Here is a 16,150-nt window from a genome sequence, read left to right as displayed (position 1 = left end):
GTTTTTGATGGTTTTACGCCGTCGCCGAGGCCAGCATCTGATCTGGATCAGACACACGCGAACGCGTCACTCAATGGCCGTTGGTTGATTTAAATCAACGTCGGGCAGTGGGCCGCGAGCGCAGGCTGGAACCTTGCCGGTCGTGCAACGCCGGTGCCGAGCGGAGGTGTGTGATGGGGCAATATCAACGTTTGCTGCTGGTCGCCGACCAGACCCTGCATCAGTCACCCGCCATGCTGCGCGCCATGGCGCTGGCCAAGGCGAGCGGGGCGGCGCTGGACGTACGGGCCTTTGTCGAACCGGTGCCGGTTGCGCATCTGTGGGAAGAAAGAATCGACGAAGTCGACGCTCAGCGCTATTTGCGGCGCTACCGCCGCTGGATCGCCGATGAGGTCGAACGGCTCAACGGCCATGGCCTGAAGGTCACCGTCGACGTGGTGTTCACCACGCACCCGTTGCTGGAAATTCTCAGGACCGTGCAGGCACTCAAGCCCGATCTGCTGATCAAGGATGTGGCGCTGGAGCCAGTGCTGAAACGGGTATTCATCACGCCACTCGATTGTCACTTGCTGCGTGAAAGCCCGGTGCCGGTGCACCTGGTCAATCAGATTCGCTACGCATTACCGCATCGAGTGGTCGCGGCGGTGGATCCGTTCGATCCGGCCACGCAGATCAACGGCTTGAACGACACCATCATCCAGACGGCCAACGCCCTGGCCTTGCAATGTGACGCGCCGTTGCACTTGTTGTACGCCTATGACCTGTCGGCGGCATTCAACGGTGACGCACCGTTGGTAACCGGTGGCTGGAACGGCAACTTTGTCGAAGAACTGCGTGAGTCGCTGCATCAGGCTTTTGTGACCCTGGCCGATCGTCATGGCGTACCCCCGGAACGTCGGCATTTCGCCATGGGCTTGCCGGTGCCGGTGATCAGTGAGTTTGTCGAGCAGTACCTGGCTGACGTGGTGGTGATGGGCACGGTGCATCGGGTCGGCGTTGACCGGTTGATCGGCAGCAACACCGAGCGGGCACTGTACTCGGTGCCGGGCAGCATTCTGGCGGTCAGGCAACGGGGCCCCAGCGATTGACCGGCCGGGGGCCAGCCTCAGCGCGGCGAGCGGTGGCAGCCGGCAACCAATTGCTTGAGGCCGTCCATGTTCTGGATCCGCACGTCGCGGCCGCTGATTTCCACCAGCCCCTGATCCCGCAGGTGAGCGATGCCCCGGCAGATGGTTTCCAGACGCATCCCGAGAAAGGAGCCGATTTCCTCACGGCGCATTTTCAGCACGAAATCCTTCGCCGAGTAACCGCGCAGGCTCAAGCGTTGTGACAGGTTGAGCAGAAACGCCGCCAGCCGCTCATCCGAGTTCATGTTGCCCATGAGCATCAACATGCTGTGGTCGCGAACGATTTCACGGCTCAGCAACCGATTGAGGTTGTGCTGCAGTGACGGCAGGTTCTGCGCCAGTTTTTCCAGCTGCGCAAAGTGGATCGGACAGACCTCGCTGTCCTCCAGGGCAAAGGCATTGCAGGCATGCTCGTCGGCGCTGATGGCGTCCAGCCCGAGCATCTCGCCGGGGATGTGGAAACCGGTGACCTGTTCACGGCCGTCCACCGACAGCATGCTGGTCTTGAACGAGCCGATTCGCACGGCATACAACGAGCGCAGCGGATCGCCCGTGCGGTACAGCGCGGCCCCCTTTTTGACCTTGACCCGTTGCACGATCAGCGTGTCCAGGCGCTCGACTTCTGCACCGCTCATGCCGATCGGCAGACACAACTCCAGCACACTGCAGTTGGAGCACGCGGTTTTGAGGTGGTGCACCGGCAAAGCAAGTTTTTCGGACATGGGAGGGTTCACGCGGTTGGGGGTGGGTTAAGCATAGGTGCCCCGCATACGGACATCGATTTCATTTAACAACCGCCTGCGCCAGCTGACGAACGGACGAAAGCGCAGTGCGGGGAACGCAGCTGCGCCATTGCTTGATAAAAATCAGAACCCTCGCAAGGCACCGTCGGATACTGGCCGGGCAAATGGTCACTACTCGATCGACAGGGATGTCAGGCTGGCCCTCAGGCCAGTACCGCACTGCCAGGATGAGGTTCGTATGCTCAGATTCAAGCGAATGCTGTTGATCGCGCCTGCCGAAATGGTTCGCACCCCGGCCTTCGATCGCGCGATGGCTCTGGCCCAGGCAACCGGTGCGGCGCTGCACATCGTGGCGTTCGATTATGTGCAGGCGCTGGCGGTGGCCGGTCTGTTTGATCACGATGCGATGGCCCAGGCACGCGAGGGTTATTTGCAAGTGCACCGGCACTGGCTGGAGCAACAGGCCCGGTTCCACACCGGCTGCGGCGTGCAGGTCAGCAGCGAAGTGGTCTGGGCCAGGGCCACGCCGGCGCATCTGCTGGAGTACATCAATGACTATCGAGCCGATCTGGTGATCAAGGATACCCATCATGTTCCGGCGCTGAATCGGGCATTCCATCGACCGCTGGACTGGCTGTTGCTGCGCGACTGTCCGGCCCCGGTGCATCTGGTCACCGAAGCCCGTCATCCTTTGCCGCTGAAAATGCTCGCCGCCGTCGATCTGTCGCATCTGGAGGCTCTGACCCAAGGCCTCAACGACCGCATCCTCGATCTGGCCGCCACGCTGGCAAGCGCTTGCGACGCCGAGTTGCACCTGCTCAACGTCAGCAACTGGTCGGTGCTGGGCGATGCGGCGATGAGCGTGCCGACCCTGAGTCTGGATCACAGCCTGTGCGAGGCGATCAACGACACCCAGCAAGAGGCGTTTGATGCGCTGGCCGAGCGTTACGCAATCGAGACTCAACGCCGACACCAGATGACCGGGATCCCGCACAAAGTGATCGAACAGTTCGCTCGCCAGAACGCGTTCGACCTGCTGGTGCTCGGTACTGCCTACCAGCAGGGCCTCAACGGCTTTATCGGCGCGACGGTCGAGAGTGTCCTCAACCGGGCGCCGTGCAGCTTGATGATCGCCAAACCCTTACCCGATGCGGATTGAGGAGCAACCAGACAAAGCCGATCCGGACCATTAGATTGTCCGTTATGAGTTGACAGTGAAACGCTTTTCAACCGATTTATCGGTTTCGGTGGTGTCAGTAATCTGTGCCCATGTTCAACGCAACGCCAACCACCACAACCAAGAAAAGGGAATCAAACATGAGCACTGCAACCTACAACCGCCTGAACAAAGACGACGCCGTAGTCCTGCTGGTCGACCACCAGACCGGTCTGATTTCTCTGGTTCAGGATTTCTCGCCAAACGAATTCAAGAACAACGTGCTGGCGCTGGCCGACCTGGCGAAATTCTTCAACCTGCCGACCATCCTCACCACCAGTTTCGAACAAGGCCCCAACGGCCCGCTGGTTCCGGAACTGAAGGAAATGTTCCCGGACGCGCCGTACATCGCCCGTCCAGGCCAGATCAACGCCTGGGATAACGAAGACTTCGTCAAGGCGATCAAGGCCACCGGCCGCAAGCAGATCATCATTGCCGGTGTCGTGACCGACGTCTGTGTTGCATTCCCGACCCTGTCGGCACTGGCCGAAGGCTTCGACGTATTCGTCGTCACCGACGCCTCCGGCACGTTCAACACCACCGTTCAGCAAGCCGCCTGGAACCGCATGACCCAGGCCGGCGCTCAAATGATGAACTGGTTCTCGGTCGCCTGTGAGCTGCACCGCGACTGGCGCAACGACATCGAAGGACTGGGCAATCTGCTGTCGCAGCGGATTCCGAACTACCGGAACCTGATGAACAGTTACTCGGCGTTGACCGCGCAGCAAAAGTGACTGCAGCGTTGTGAATGTGAAAGCCTGCCCTGAAAAGCAGGCTTTCTTTGTTTGCGCCGCTGCATCAGCGTTGCTACCCGTTGCGCTGACCGAACGCGCGCACCAGCAGTTTTTTTGATCACCACCACCGGGTATTCCCAGTCGTTTACGGCTAATCTGCGCACTCGCTGACGACAACAAGACAACAACAGGAGTCACTGATGCAACCGATCCGTCTCGGTCTGGTGGGCTACGGCAAGATTGCCCAGGATCAACATGTTCCGGCGATCAACGCCGATCCCGGATTTCGTCTGGTGGCGGTCGCCACGCAAGGTAAACCCTGTGCCGGGGTGGAGAACTTTCACTCGTTGAGCGAGTTGCTGGAACATGGCCCCGAGGTGGACGCGATTGCGTTTTGTACGCCGCCGCAAGGTCGATTCGCACTGGTGCAGCAGGCGCTGGCCGCCGGCAAACATGTGTTGGTGGAAAAACCGCCGTGCGCCACGCTGGGCGAGGCGCTGGCTTTGGTCAATCAAGCCCGGCAGCAGGACGTCAGTGCGCTGTTCGCCTGGCATTCGCGCTACGCCCCCGGTATTGAAGCCGCCCGCGACTGGCTCGCCAGTCGCACGCTGCAAAGCGTGCGGATCGACTGGAAGGAAGACGTGCGCAAATGGCATCCCGGTCAGACGTGGATCTGGCAACCCGGTGGTCTGGGCGTTTTCGATCCGGGCATCAACGCCCTGTCGATCGTCACCCGTTTGCTCGCGCAGCCACTGTTTGTCGAGTCCGCCGAACTGCGTGTACCGGACAACTGCCAGTCGCCGATTGCCGCGTCGATCAAAATGTCCGATGCCAGCAGACTCGACGTGCAGGCCGAGTTCGATTTCGACCACGGTCACGACGAACTCTGGAGCATCGAGATTCGCTGCGCCGAAGGTGTGCTGCGTCTGGACAACGGCGGAGCGCTGCTGAGTATCGATGGCGTGCCCCAAGCGGTGTCGGAAGAGGGCGAGTACACGGCGGTGTATCGACACTTCCGGCAACTGATTGGTGATCGGGCCAGCGACGTCGATCTGCAGCCACTGCGGCTGGTGGCGGACAGTTTCTTTGTCGGCAGCCGGGTGGCAGTCGAGCCGTTTTATGACCCGGCACGCTGATCGGTTGAAGCGGGATAGCGGTTGCGCGATGTCAGCGAACCTGAGCGTCAGGCCTAAGCTAATGCAAAAAGGGTATTTGTGTCCTGCGAGATGCTCGGGGTCAGCGCCGGGTTGGGCTACTTCATCCTCGATACGCGTGATCGTCTGGCGTATTCGGAACTGATGGCGATGGTGCTGCTGATCGGCATACTGGGTTTTGCGCTGGATGCGTTCGCGCGCTGGCTACACCGACGCTGGGCGCCGGCCTGAGCCTCTTCGCGAGCAGGCTCGCTCCCTGCCCGCAATCCTGCAATCACCACAAAGCCCTGTGGGAGCTGGCTTGCCAGCGATGGGGCCGTGTCAGCCACCACCCGTGCAGACTGACGCACCGCCATCGCTGGCAAGCCAGCTCCCACAGTAATCTCGGCCAGTAACCAAGTCCGTGTACACCGCAAAACCTTTTAGGGGTCACGGGCTCGACGCCGGTTTCGCCAGCGCAATCCCCGCATCCCCCAGCCGCTTGAGAATCTCGAACAGCAGATCACTCTTGGTCCCGCCGACGATCCGTGGGCTGCCGACATAGCCCGTCACCGTCAAGGTGATGCCATCGGGCGAGAGTTTGCTGAAGCGCACGTACGACGCCGGCTTGTCGAGGATGTTTTCGTTTTCGCGGTAGGTGTTCAGCAGCAGTTCCTTGACCTGTTCCGGGTCGATGTCCAGCGGGAACATCAGCTCCAGGCTCGCCACCCCCTGGGCGCTGCCGCCAAGGGTGACGTTGCGCAGGTTCTGCGAGATCAGTTGTGAGTTGGGCACGATCACGATGGAGCGGTCGCTGAGCTGGATTTCCGTGGCGCGCACGTTGATCCGGCGGATATCGCCTTCGACACCGCTGATGCTGATCAGGTCGCCGACCTTCACCGGGCGCTCGGTGAGCAGGATCAGCCCGGAGACGAAGTTCTTGACGATCTCCTGCAAACCGAAACCGATCCCCACCGACAATGCACTGACGATCCACGCCAGATTGGTCCAGCGCACGCCCAGCGACGACAGCGTCAGGAGGATGACCGTGGCATAACCGATGTTGGAAAACAGCGTGCTCAGCGACGCGCACATGCCCGGATCCATGTCGGTCTTGGGCAGGAATTCGTTGTCGAGCCAGCGGCGCAGGGCGCGGATCAGGTAGATACCGATCAGCAGCGCCAGCACGGCATTGATCAGGTGCGCAGGGACGATGTTCAGCTTGCGCAAGCCGGCACCACCGAGAATGCCCAGGACATTGCTGGTCAGTTGCCCGAACGTGGTGCCGATGCCGCCGACGAACAGAGTGATGACCGCCAGCAGCAACAGCCCGGCGCGGCTGGCACCGGACAGCACAATCGAGATCTGTTCCAGCCGCCGGTCGCCCAGGCCCAAAGTCTGCTTGAGCGTCTTGCCCGCCGAGTAGCGCGGCGAGAACAGGTACTCGCAGGCGTCCTTGACCACCTGCACCAGTAAATAGAACCCGGCCAGCACGATATAGGCCCATACCAGCTCAAAAGTGATGAAGCGGGCCAGCGACACGTAGCCGGTGAGCAAGGCCAGCGCCGACACGCCCATGCACACCGTGGCGATGCTGTAGATCGCTCCGGCAAACGTGCTGGCGGCCTCCGGTTCGTTGGCGCTGATCAACGCCTTGCGCACTTTGCCGACGCGCAACAGCAACGGCACCAGAATCACGATCACCACGATGGCGATCACCCCGCGCTGGGCGATCACGATCTGGCTGCTCATGCCGGTGGCGTTGCTGACTTGCACCAGCGTCACCAGCACCAGCAGGGTGGCGGCGAGAATCCTCGGATACGGGCGCAACGCCAGCGCTACCGAGTCGGCCATCGCCGGCAGCCGCCATGAAGGATGCTGGGTCGACAGCAGTGCGCGGCTCAACGCAGTGATCAGGACGCAGGCGTAAACGGCTTTTTCGAATTCTTCGGAAAAAGTCTGCAGCACTGGCGTCAGCGGTTCGTGGCGGGTGCAGGCGTAGAACAGCAGGTGCAGGGCGATGGCTGTGGTGCCCAGGGTCGCCAGCGCCGAGGCGAAGGCCAGCGCGCTGCGACGCAGGCGACCTTCCGGCATGCGGTGGATGCACAGCCAGGTCAGGCCACGCTCGGCGAGTCGGCGACCGACCGTCCAGAAAGCCAGCGCCAACAGCACCAGCACACAGGTGAAAAACCGTTCCCCCGGGGCCCAGACGGTGGCCCAGGTGAGGTTCACCTGATCGATGAAAAACTTCAGGCGCTGACGATCATCCGGTTCCGGCACCACCAGCGGCGACCAGAAGGCCGGGCTCAGAATGCTGTCGGTGCGCAGCGTCAGTTCGCTTTCGAGCAATGTGCGGCGGATGCCGGCGATTTGTGTAATCAGCTCGGCTGCGCTTTGTTTGAGCGCGGCAAGGCTTTTGAGCGTGGCATCAACCTTGTTTTTTTGCTCGTTGAGCTGCGCCCGTTGTGCGGCGATTTCCGCCTGTTCGGCGGCAATCTGCGTATCCGGTGCGGCGCCGAGCACCCCCAGTTGCACCGCCAGTTGCGCCTGCTGCGGCAACAACGATGCGGACAACCGATCGACATCCAGAATGAACGTCTGCACCCGGTCCTGCGGGCCTTCGAGCTGGTTGTAATTGTTGGCGGTGGAAATCTGCTGCTTCAGTCCGTCGAGACGCAATTGCAAGGCTTGCAGATCACTTTGCGAGACCTCCACCAGCGGCGCCGCAGTGGTCGCCGAGGGCGCCGGCAAATCCGCCGCGTACAGCAGCGAACTGCCCGCAGCGAGCACGGTCAGCGCGACAAAAAACAATGACTTCAATGTGTTGCGCATCGGAGGGGCCGGTTCTCGTTGATCACACAATCTATGAGGTTAGGTGATCGAACCGGGCACGGCGGAAAATTTCGGGTAGCAGGGCATGCGTTTCAAAAAAACTCGGCGACAGGCATGCTATGGCTCACGCCAATGTTCGGACGTCAGGGATAGTCAGCTCCATGTGGAAAGTTTTGTTGCAAAGACTCACCGGAAAAACATCCACCACTGCAAAAACCGAACGCTCAGTAGATCCAGTAGATCCACCAGAAGTATTGCCAGTGCGTGAATGGAAGTGGCTGGTCACGTCCTGGGATGGATTCGACCGGGAGGCCGGTCTACGGCAAATCCGCTCGTCGCAGTCGATTGAGCGGCTGGCGTCCATTATCGTGCGGCTCAACGACTGGGTGCCGCAGGTACGCGCAGCGGCCAGAGACGCTTTCGCAGACTACCTGACCCCCGAGTATGGCCCTTGGCTGATCGCCAAGACTCCCGCCATCCTTGCCCTGGAGCAGCGTCGACGCGAAGACCACGGCGCTACCATCCAAAAGCTTGAAGCGCTGCTGGCAAGACCTGAATGCCTCGCGCAAACCACAGCTGCCTTCGAAACCAGCCGTGGCGCCTGTACGCGGTTGTTTTTCCGGGTACTCGCTCAGACAAAGCGCGCAGATGAGCTGGAGGCGTTTCTTGTCGCGAGCCTTCATCATGCAGATTTCAGTGTGCGGCGGGCTGCGCTCGGCAGGGCAATGGCGCTGCCTTTGGCAACGGCGCAGAAGGCCATTGCCTATGGACTCGCCAGCAACAGCAGCATTCTCAGGCGCCTGTCGTTTCTGCAAGCCATTGAGTTGCAAACGGATCGCACACGAATGATCGAAGACTTTCTGACCGACCCATCGTCTGCAGCAAGATCGACTGCACTCTGGGCCGCCAGAAAGTATGGCGTCGACCCGTTGCAGGTACTACAAGCGCGACTGGCAGGCGAGATTCCCGCTACCAAAGCCCGTTGGCTTGGCGTACTCGGGTTGGCGCAGTCGCTTGGCATGGCGATCCCGCAAGGGTGGATGAACGCAGCCCTCAGCCAAAACAGTGGCGAGGTTCGGGCACTGGTCTTGAGCCTCGAAGGAGAGGGCAGGCCTGATTTACTGATCGTGGCGATCGCGGATCCGTCACGCCCGGTGTTCGAGGCCGGGGTACGCGGCCTGCGCCCGCAGCCGTGGAAAGTCATCGAGTCCGCATTCAGCGCTCAGCTCGAAACACTCTGGCCAGCGCTGACCGCCTCTCGACGTCAGGCGCTGCTCGAGCTGATGCCCAAATGGACGCAGGCTGGGTATCTGTTGCAGCAGCTGTCTCGCACACCTGCTGAACCTTCCGTGCTTGAGCAGTTGCGTGCATGGGTCTATGGCCAGACTTATTCGATTACTGACCGCGAAACATCGGAAAGCGAGCGTGCCCGAGTTGTCGCGAAACTGACTGCGCTTGAGAGGGACGGGACTTTGCCGACAGGTTCGATTGCCAGGCTGATATGACGTTGATGCCAGGCAGGTATGAGCGCTCGAACCCGGATAGGTTGAATCGGGGAAGGTCTGTTATGCGGTTGGATCCGGATCACGGCTGCTGGCTGTCATGGCCTGTCCACGACATTTCGATATGCGTGTCCGTCGCCCCAGTCCTGCGAAAACCCAGCCGTTCATAGAGCTTCTCAAAGAGGGTTGTCTGGTCACCTTCGATGGCGGGGCGTAGCGTCATGCGGGTCTCTGATTTGTGCTTTTGGCTGTTGCTGAGGCTAGCGGCTGCAACAATAAACGGCAATTCGGATTGATCATGGCCGCAGCATCTGACTGCCCCCGGACAATCACAACGCCACCCGCTCCACAAGCCTGCTGAACTCCAGCGGATGACCGGGGAATTTCACCGGTTATAAGCTACAGCCGAGCCCTATTCCCGGCAGGAATGTGGCCTATGAAATGATTCGATTTTTCTTGTCTCGTTTCCCGGCGTAGCGTGCCCCAACGACAAGGAGAATCATCGTGGCCTCATCCTCGACCAACCCTGCAGCAAAATTCGACACCTCGCGCGCCAGCGAGTACGCCAGACAGAGCCGTATCGCACTGGCCGGTTACGACGCCTGTCACGATCTGGCGGCTTGCATGTTGGCGGCCACGCTCGGACCGGCGCGGGCGGCAAACGTGCTGGTGGTGGGCGCGGGGGGTACGGCGCAGGAAATCATCGCAATGGCCGCGCTGGAGCCGGACTGGCGTTTCACCGCTGTCGATCCTTCGGCACCCATGCTGGACGCCGCGACGCAGCAATTGCAGGCCCATGAATTACTGCACAGAACGCAGCTGCATCTCGGGCATGTCGATGACTTGCCGGCCGCCCCATCCTTCGATGCGGCAACATTGATCGGTGTGCTTCATCACCTCAAGGGTGATGAACCCAAACAACACATCCTGTGCTCGGTCCAGGCGCGGCTGAAACCGGGCGCACCGCTGATTGTGGCGGGCAATCATTACGCCTATGCCAGCCAACCGTTATTGCTGCAGGCGTGGGGGCAGAGATGGCGGCAGCAAGGCGCGAGTGCTGAGGAGGTGGCCGCCAAGCTCGGGAAAATCCTGCAGGGCGCGGATCCGCCGCATTCCGAAGCAGCGGTTCAGGCGTTGTTGCATAAGGCGGGATTTGGCCAGGCGACGCGCTTCTTCAGCAGTCTGTTCTGGGGCGCGTGGCTGGCGTGCCGACTGCCTGTCTCAGCCGACTGAGTGTGATCGAAACCTGAATTGCAGAATCAGCTCTCGCTGCTCTCAACCGGTTCGGCCGCCGCTTCGGCAGCCATCTTTGCGCGCTCGGCCTTGCTGATGTATTTGGGCTTTTTCGGCGCCAGTTTGGCGCTGGCCTTTTTGGCCTTTTCCTTGAACAACTGCTGCAGTTTCTTTTGGCGGTTCATGTTTCTACTCGGTGAAGTGGAGCCGGGCATGTGCCCATCAAGCGCGCATTAAATCCGGGTCGCAGCCATTTGGCGAGCCTGTTGCAGTAATGCGGGATCAAACTGCTCACGGGTGTCCATTCGCACACCGCGCAAGCCCGCCGTTTCCAGCTGCGTCCTATACAGCGCCTGCGCGCAATAGTTGATCAGAATTGAGCGCCGACGTGCGCCATTCACGTTGCGACTGCCCGCGTGGAGCAGATCGACGTCAAACAGCAAAATGTCCCCCGCAGTCCCTGAAAGCTGCACGACAGCAGTCTCGTCGTTGGGGTCGAATGGTGGCTGTTGTGGTGAAGGTCGGTGACTGCCCGGGACGATGCGCGTGGCGCCGTTGTCGGGGCCGTAGTCATCGAAAAAGGCGATGGCGTTGACCATGTCGCCGGGCCGCTGGATCGACAAGTCGCGGTGCAGTTGCTGATGGCCACCGCCGGCAAGCGGTTCGCGACCCTCGACCTGGGACAGGAAGAAGCGTTCGCCGATCAACTCGCCTGCCACCGTCAGAACCTGCGGCAGGCGACACACCGCTTGCACCGTTGCATCCAGGTCCAGCAGCGAATGGCGCCAGTCCATGCCGCGCGGTACCGGCCAGTGTTCCGATGCTTGCACATTCGCATCGAATATCGCGCGCAGGTCGGCGAGCCAATTCCCCGGGATCGCATCGCGCAGCAGCGCGTAACCTTGCCGGTGAAGCTGCTCGCGCTCGATCATGGCTTCGGTAACGTCAGGAAATCGCTGGTCAGCAGCGCGCCGAGGGCTGTGTTCAAGATTGATCTTTTCCAAGAGTGCATGGGTTGTTTTGAGACAGGGCTGCGCGCAGATTCGTAGACCGGTTGCCATGAGGATAGCCGACGCATGCGCCTCTGCATCGAGGCTACGTCGGCACACCGGCGTGCGCGTCCGGATTTGAAATACCCGCCACCGCCCGCTAGAGTCGCGCCCCTTGTCCGGCCAGCAGCGCCGGCGATGGCTGGGGAAGAGGGCGGCAGTTGAACGAACACACATTGTCCATGCGACTGGAGCGGGTGGCGGCGCATGTACCGGCTGGCGCGCGGTTGGCGGATATCGGCTCGGATCACGGCTATCTGCCGGTGGCCCTGTTGCGCCGTGGCGCCATCGTTGCGGCGGTGGCCGGCGAGGTAGCGCAGACACCGTTCCATGCCGCGGTGCGCACGGTGCGCGACAACGATCTTCAGCCGTTCATCACTGTGCGTCTGGCCAGTGGCCTGGCGGCGATCGAGCCGTCCGACGGGATTACCGCGATCAGCCTGTGCGGCATGGGCGGCGAGACGATTCGTGACATTCTCGACAGCGGCAAGGCGCGTTTGCGCGGCCACGAACGGCTGATCCTGCAACCCAACGGCGGCGAGCAACCCCTGCGCCGGTGGCTGATGGATAACGGTTACCGCATCCTCGATGAGGAAGTGCTGCAGGAAAACCGTTTCTTCTACGAAATCATCGTCGCCGAGCGCGGTGCCCCGGTGAGCTACAGCGCCCGACAGTTGTACTTCGGCCCATTGCAGATGCAGGCGCGCAGTCCGGCATTCCTCGCCAAATGGCAGCGTCTCTTACGGCAGAGACAGAAAACGCTGGCCAGTTTCAAACAGGCGCGCCAGGAAGTGCCCGGGGAGAAACTGGAAGAAATTTCGCGACAGATTCAGTGGATCACTGAGTTGCTGGCTTGATCTGCCGTGTTGGCGCTTGCGCTCCTTCAGGTTTAAAGTCAGCTTCAAGGTTAACGTGCTTGCGGAGTCGGACATGAGAATCGGTGAACTGGCAAAAATCAGCGGACTGGCGCCGTCGCGCATCCGCTTCTACGAAGCGAGCGGGTTGATCACTTCGGTCGCGCGCAAAGCCAATGGCTATCGCGATTACGCCCCCGACACACAGTGGGTGTTGCATATCATCACCGGCGCGCAGGCGGCAGGTTTTTCCCTGGAGGAAATCCGTCAGTTAATGCCGATGAATGCCAACGGTTGGCAGCACGACCAATTGCTCAGTGGCTTGAAGCAAAAGGTCGATGAAATCGAGGTGCTGCAGCAACGGCTGGCGCAGAACAAGGAACAACTGCTGCTGGTCATCAAAGGGATCGAGGGCAAACCTGCGGGGATGGCGTGTGCGGACAATGCGCAGAGGCTGATCCAACGGCTGTGCGAAGAAGGCGTGGCTTCTGCGCCCGACAAGCAGCCAGCAGCTGCGGCAAGAAAAACCAACGCCCGTCAGGCATCCAGAGCCTGACGGGCGTTACCGCTTTCAGCGCTTGCCAACCAGCGTGGCAAGCGGTTTTGGCGCATAGAGCGCACTCTGGAACTCAGGGACATATTCGTACTTGAGCATTTTCCCCAGCTTCAAATCGCGCAGATAATTAGAAAGGCTGCCATCGCCCAGCGTCAGCGTGGCGGCATCCGCGTCCCGGCTGGAACCGTGGCTGAGCTGGCGCGACACCGCGTAGCCATAGGCCAGTTGGCCCTGGTGATCGAGGTTGGTGAAACTGCTGGTGACGATATCCTCATCGCGCGACAGTTTGTCGAGCTTCTTCGCGGTGAAGGACACGTCCGGTTTGCCGGTCTGGCTGTCACTGATCTCATAGATCACGGATTGCCCGTTTTCTTTGCGATCAATGCCGGTCAGCCACTTCGGCAGGTTGTAACCGACCACTCCGCGCACCCGTGCCAGCTCGGTATTGACCGGCAACTTGAGCACATAACCCCAGAAATCTTCTGACATCGACTGGCCAATCAACGTGAGCGGTCCCAGGTTGGTTTTGCCGGGTTTGTTGGTAATGATCGACACGGCTACTTCGTTATAGGCATCGTTATCGCAATGCTCGTAGGTGTACGCAGTAAACGCGATCAAGCCACGTCCTGGCCAGACTTGCAACGGCTGCACGGTGGCCAGTATTTCGGGCGGCATCAACGCCCGGAGCCGGTCGAGGTCGGCTGTGTAGATCGCCGTGACACGACTGTTCTGATAGTAGAAATTGGGCGAAAACGACTCAAAACCAATGTCGACCTTGTTCTTCGCCAGGCCCTTGAACCAGCTCAAATCAACGCCCGGGACTTCGGCCGCAATCACCGACAACGGCGGATTGGAGCGAAAGCGGTCATACAGGCCACCCTTGACGACGGGGACTGAATGGCCGGCAATGTCGATGGTGGTGGTCTCGGTCAGATCGGGCATTTCAGGTGTCTCCGCCAACGCAGCGTTGGCAAAAGTGGTGATCAGCAATCCTGTTAAAACGGCGCTCGCGACTTTCAATCGGACTTTCTCCGGTGGGTAGGCACTACAAAAAGATTCAGCGCGTTCGTTCGCCGGCGCTGAGCACCGCCATCACGGCTTCAGCCACGGCCTTGGGCGATTGAGGGTTCTGGCCGGTCACCAGTCTTCCATCGGTAATGGCAAACGAAGTGAACGGCAGCCAGCCCTTGCGGTAGCGCGCGCCCTGGCTCACCAGGCGGTCCTCAAGAAAGAACGGCACCTGATTTTTCATGCCCGAGAGCAGCTCTTCGCGGTCGGAGAACCCGGTGATGTTTCGACCCTTGATGATCAACTGGCCTTGGCTGTCTTTCAGATCCAGCAGACCCGCCACGCCATGGCACACGGCCGACACGATGCCGCCCTGGTTGTAGATGGTTTCGGCGACACGGCGCAGGTCAGGATTGTCGGGAAAGTCCCACATGACGCCATGGCCCCCGGTGAAGTAGATGACGCCGAAGCGGGACGGATCGACCTCGGCGATCGGCAGCGTATTGGCCAGGCGCGCGCGGAAGGCCGGAGACTGCAGATGCTCCCGCGCAGCCTTGTCCATGTACAACCAGCCCAGACTGCGTTCGTCCAGAGGCACCGCGCCACCCTTGGGGCTGGCAAACACGGTGGTGTAGCCGGCGGCTTCCACCACATCGGTGAAGTGGGTCAACTCGGTCAGCCACAAGCCGGTGGTATCGGATCGCGAGGGATAGCTGGCGTGATTGGTCATGATCACCAGGATCTGGCGACCCTTGATCGCCGCCGACTCAGCATTTGCAAACGTCATGAAAGCACCACCTATCAATAGCAGGGCAGAGGAAACAAGGGTCTTGAGCATCATCCGGGCTCCATCGAGCAAGCAGGTCAGCGCATGCTCACCTTAAACCTCACTTTAAGGTCAACCCCGCTGCTGCGAATAATTTGTGCTGATGCCATCGGACTTTTGCTTGACCCTCAACCTGACTTTAACGCTAGCGTCTGAAGCTGATTGGGCAAGGCAATAACGCCGGTCATCAATCCACTCAGGAGCCAGGCATGAGTCAGCAAGACCAACCGGATACATCGATGAAATGGATGATTTATGGCGCCAACGGCTATACCGGCGAACTGATCGCTCGCGATGCCGTCAGGCGTGGACTCAGGCCGGTGTTGGCTGGACGTAGCCGCGACAAGGTCGAAGCGTTGGCCCGGGAACTGGGTCTCGAAGCCCGGGTGTTCGGTCTGGACGACCCTGCGCGGTTGCTGGCGCAGATCAAGGGCCACGGTTTGATTCTGCATTGCGCGGGGCCGTTTTCCGCGACCGCCGCGCCGATGATCGAGGCCTGCCTGCGGGCCGGCGCGCACTATCTGGACATCACTGGCGAGATTGCCGTATTCGAACATGCGCAGTCCCTGAATGAGCGGGCGCGGGCAGCAGGGTCAGTCATTTGTCCCGGCGTCGGCTTCGATGTAGTCCCGACCGACTGCGTTGCCGCCGCCCTGAAAGACGCGCTGCCGGATGCGACGCATCTGGCGCTGGGCTTCGATTCACGTTCGAGCTTTTCACCCGGCACTGCCAAGACTTCAATCGAAGGCCTGGCGCAGGGCGGCAAGGTCCGACGTGACGGCAAGATTGTTTCCGTGCCTCTGGCCTATCGGGTACGGCGTATCGATTTCGGTGTCGGGGAGAAGCTGGCGATGACCATCCCCTGGGGCGATGTGTCCACCGCCTGGCACACCACCGGCATCGCCAATATCGAGGTGTTCATACCGGGATCGGCGGGGATGATTCGCGGCGCCAGGCTCGCCAACTGGATTCGTCCGTTGCTGGGACTGTCGTTTGTGCAGCGGCTGCTCAAGGCGCGCATCGGCAAGACAGTGACCGGTCCGGATCAGGCAAAACGTGCTGACCAAGGCACCTATGTGTGGGGCGAGGCCCGCAATGCGCGCGGTGAAAGCAAAGTCGCTCGCGTGCACACCGCGAACGTTTACAGCCTGACGATCGACGCTGCGTTGGCGGTGGTCGGCTATCTGTTGCGGACAACACCACCCGGCGGTGCCTACACACCTGCGCGGTTGTTGGGCGCGGATCTAGTGACGCACTTGCCAGGGTCGAGCGAAATCAACATTGAATGATCTTGAAAAAAGTCATTGACCTTAAAGTTGACTTCAATCTTATGGTGG

15 protein-coding genes and 1 pseudogene are annotated in these 16,150 nt (G+C 60.6%); 10 read left to right on the top strand and 6 right to left on the bottom strand.

The window, feature by feature from the left end:
- Positions 1-173 precede the first annotated feature (173 nt).
- Complete coding sequence (locus tag GTQ41_RS15150; protein WP_047293763.1) at positions 174-1,088, top strand: universal stress protein; 915 nt, start codon at positions 174-176, stop codon at positions 1,086-1,088.
- A 17-nt stretch (positions 1,089-1,105) separates the two neighbouring features.
- Here the strand turns inward: GTQ41_RS15150 and fnr are convergent, their stop codons facing one another.
- A complete protein-coding gene (gene fnr, locus GTQ41_RS15145; protein ID WP_047293765.1) occupies positions 1,106-1,849 on the bottom strand; it encodes a fumarate/nitrate reduction transcriptional regulator Fnr in 744 nt (247 codons plus the stop codon).
- Between the two features lie 259 nt (positions 1,850-2,108).
- Between fnr and GTQ41_RS15140 the strand changes: the two genes are divergently transcribed.
- The 4 genes and pseudogenes from GTQ41_RS15140 to GTQ41_RS15125 all read left to right on the top strand — a co-directional run.
- Entirely contained in the window at positions 2,109-3,029 is a 921-nt protein-coding gene (locus GTQ41_RS15140) for a universal stress protein (RefSeq protein ID WP_047293767.1), read from the top strand.
- A gap of 158 nt (positions 3,030-3,187) precedes the next feature.
- The gene (gene ycaC, locus GTQ41_RS15135) at positions 3,188-3,820 is read left to right on the top strand and encodes an isochorismate family cysteine hydrolase YcaC (protein ID WP_041074995.1); all 633 of its coding nucleotides are present in this window, start codon (positions 3,188-3,190) and stop codon (positions 3,818-3,820) included.
- Positions 3,821-4,020: 200 nt separating this feature from the next.
- Positions 4,021-4,956, top strand: coding sequence for a Gfo/Idh/MocA family protein (locus tag GTQ41_RS15130; RefSeq protein ID WP_047293769.1), 936 nt, complete (start codon positions 4,021-4,023; stop codon positions 4,954-4,956).
- Positions 4,957-5,040: 84 nt separating this feature from the next.
- Positions 5,041-5,205: pseudogene (locus GTQ41_RS15125) on the top strand (ABC transporter permease); the annotation flags it as partial.
- A gap of 198 nt (positions 5,206-5,403) precedes the next feature.
- Here GTQ41_RS15125 and GTQ41_RS15120 read toward each other — a convergent pair.
- Complete coding sequence (locus GTQ41_RS15120) at positions 5,404-7,785, bottom strand: DUF3772 domain-containing protein (protein ID WP_217325300.1); 2,382 nt, start codon at positions 7,783-7,785, stop codon at positions 5,404-5,406.
- Between the two features lie 161 nt (positions 7,786-7,946).
- Between GTQ41_RS15120 and GTQ41_RS15115 the strand changes: the two genes are divergently transcribed.
- Entirely contained in the window at positions 7,947-9,290 is a 1,344-nt protein-coding gene (locus GTQ41_RS15115) for a hypothetical protein (protein ID WP_155416809.1), read from the top strand.
- Positions 9,291-9,791: 501 nt separating this feature from the next.
- Entirely contained in the window at positions 9,792-10,520 is a 729-nt protein-coding gene (locus GTQ41_RS15110) for a class I SAM-dependent methyltransferase (RefSeq protein WP_047293777.1), read from the top strand.
- A 26-nt stretch (positions 10,521-10,546) separates the two neighbouring features.
- Here GTQ41_RS15110 and GTQ41_RS15105 read toward each other — a convergent pair whose 3' ends face one another.
- Both GTQ41_RS15105 and GTQ41_RS15100 read right to left on the bottom strand, forming a co-directional pair.
- On the bottom strand, positions 10,547-10,705 hold the full coding sequence (locus GTQ41_RS15105; protein WP_080963266.1) for a DUF2986 domain-containing protein: 159 nt from the start codon (positions 10,703-10,705) through the stop codon (positions 10,547-10,549).
- Between the two features lie 48 nt (positions 10,706-10,753).
- Positions 10,754-11,452 (bottom strand): phytanoyl-CoA dioxygenase family protein, encoded by a 699-nt coding sequence (locus GTQ41_RS15100; RefSeq protein WP_047293778.1) that lies wholly within the window; start codon positions 11,450-11,452, stop codon positions 10,754-10,756.
- Between the two features lie 278 nt (positions 11,453-11,730).
- On the opposite strand from GTQ41_RS15100, the gene GTQ41_RS15095 reads away from it, so the two are divergent.
- Both GTQ41_RS15095 and GTQ41_RS15090 read left to right on the top strand, forming a co-directional pair.
- Positions 11,731-12,426: a tRNA (adenine(22)-N(1))-methyltransferase TrmK gene (locus tag GTQ41_RS15095; protein ID WP_047293780.1), complete on the top strand. Its 696-nt coding sequence runs from the start codon at positions 11,731-11,733 to the stop codon at positions 12,424-12,426.
- A 73-nt stretch (positions 12,427-12,499) separates the two neighbouring features.
- The gene (locus tag GTQ41_RS15090) at positions 12,500-12,979 is read left to right on the top strand and encodes a MerR family transcriptional regulator (RefSeq protein ID WP_047293783.1); all 480 of its coding nucleotides are present in this window, start codon (positions 12,500-12,502) and stop codon (positions 12,977-12,979) included.
- Between the two features lie 15 nt (positions 12,980-12,994).
- Here the strand turns inward: GTQ41_RS15090 and GTQ41_RS15085 are convergent, their stop codons facing one another.
- Both GTQ41_RS15085 and GTQ41_RS15080 read right to left on the bottom strand, forming a co-directional pair.
- Positions 12,995-13,999, bottom strand: a complete 1,005-nt coding sequence (locus GTQ41_RS15085) for a hypothetical protein (protein ID WP_047293785.1) — start codon at positions 13,997-13,999, stop codon at positions 12,995-12,997.
- Positions 14,000-14,036: 37 nt separating this feature from the next.
- Complete coding sequence (locus GTQ41_RS15080) at positions 14,037-14,828, bottom strand: type 1 glutamine amidotransferase domain-containing protein (RefSeq protein WP_047293787.1); 792 nt, start codon at positions 14,826-14,828, stop codon at positions 14,037-14,039.
- A 194-nt stretch (positions 14,829-15,022) separates the two neighbouring features.
- On the opposite strand from GTQ41_RS15080, the gene GTQ41_RS15075 reads away from it, so the two are divergent.
- Positions 15,023-16,102 carry a trans-acting enoyl reductase family protein gene (locus GTQ41_RS15075; RefSeq protein ID WP_047293789.1) on the top strand — a complete coding sequence of 360 codons (1,080 nt, stop codon included), beginning with the start codon at positions 15,023-15,025 and terminating at the stop codon, positions 16,100-16,102.
- Positions 16,103-16,150 lie beyond the last annotated feature (48 nt).

Source organism: Pseudomonas sp. AN-B15 (genome assembly GCF_019056475.1).
Lineage (GTDB): Bacteria > Pseudomonadota > Gammaproteobacteria > Pseudomonadales > Pseudomonadaceae > Aquipseudomonas > Aquipseudomonas parakoreensis.
This window is presented reverse-complemented; position numbering and strand designations above follow the sequence as displayed.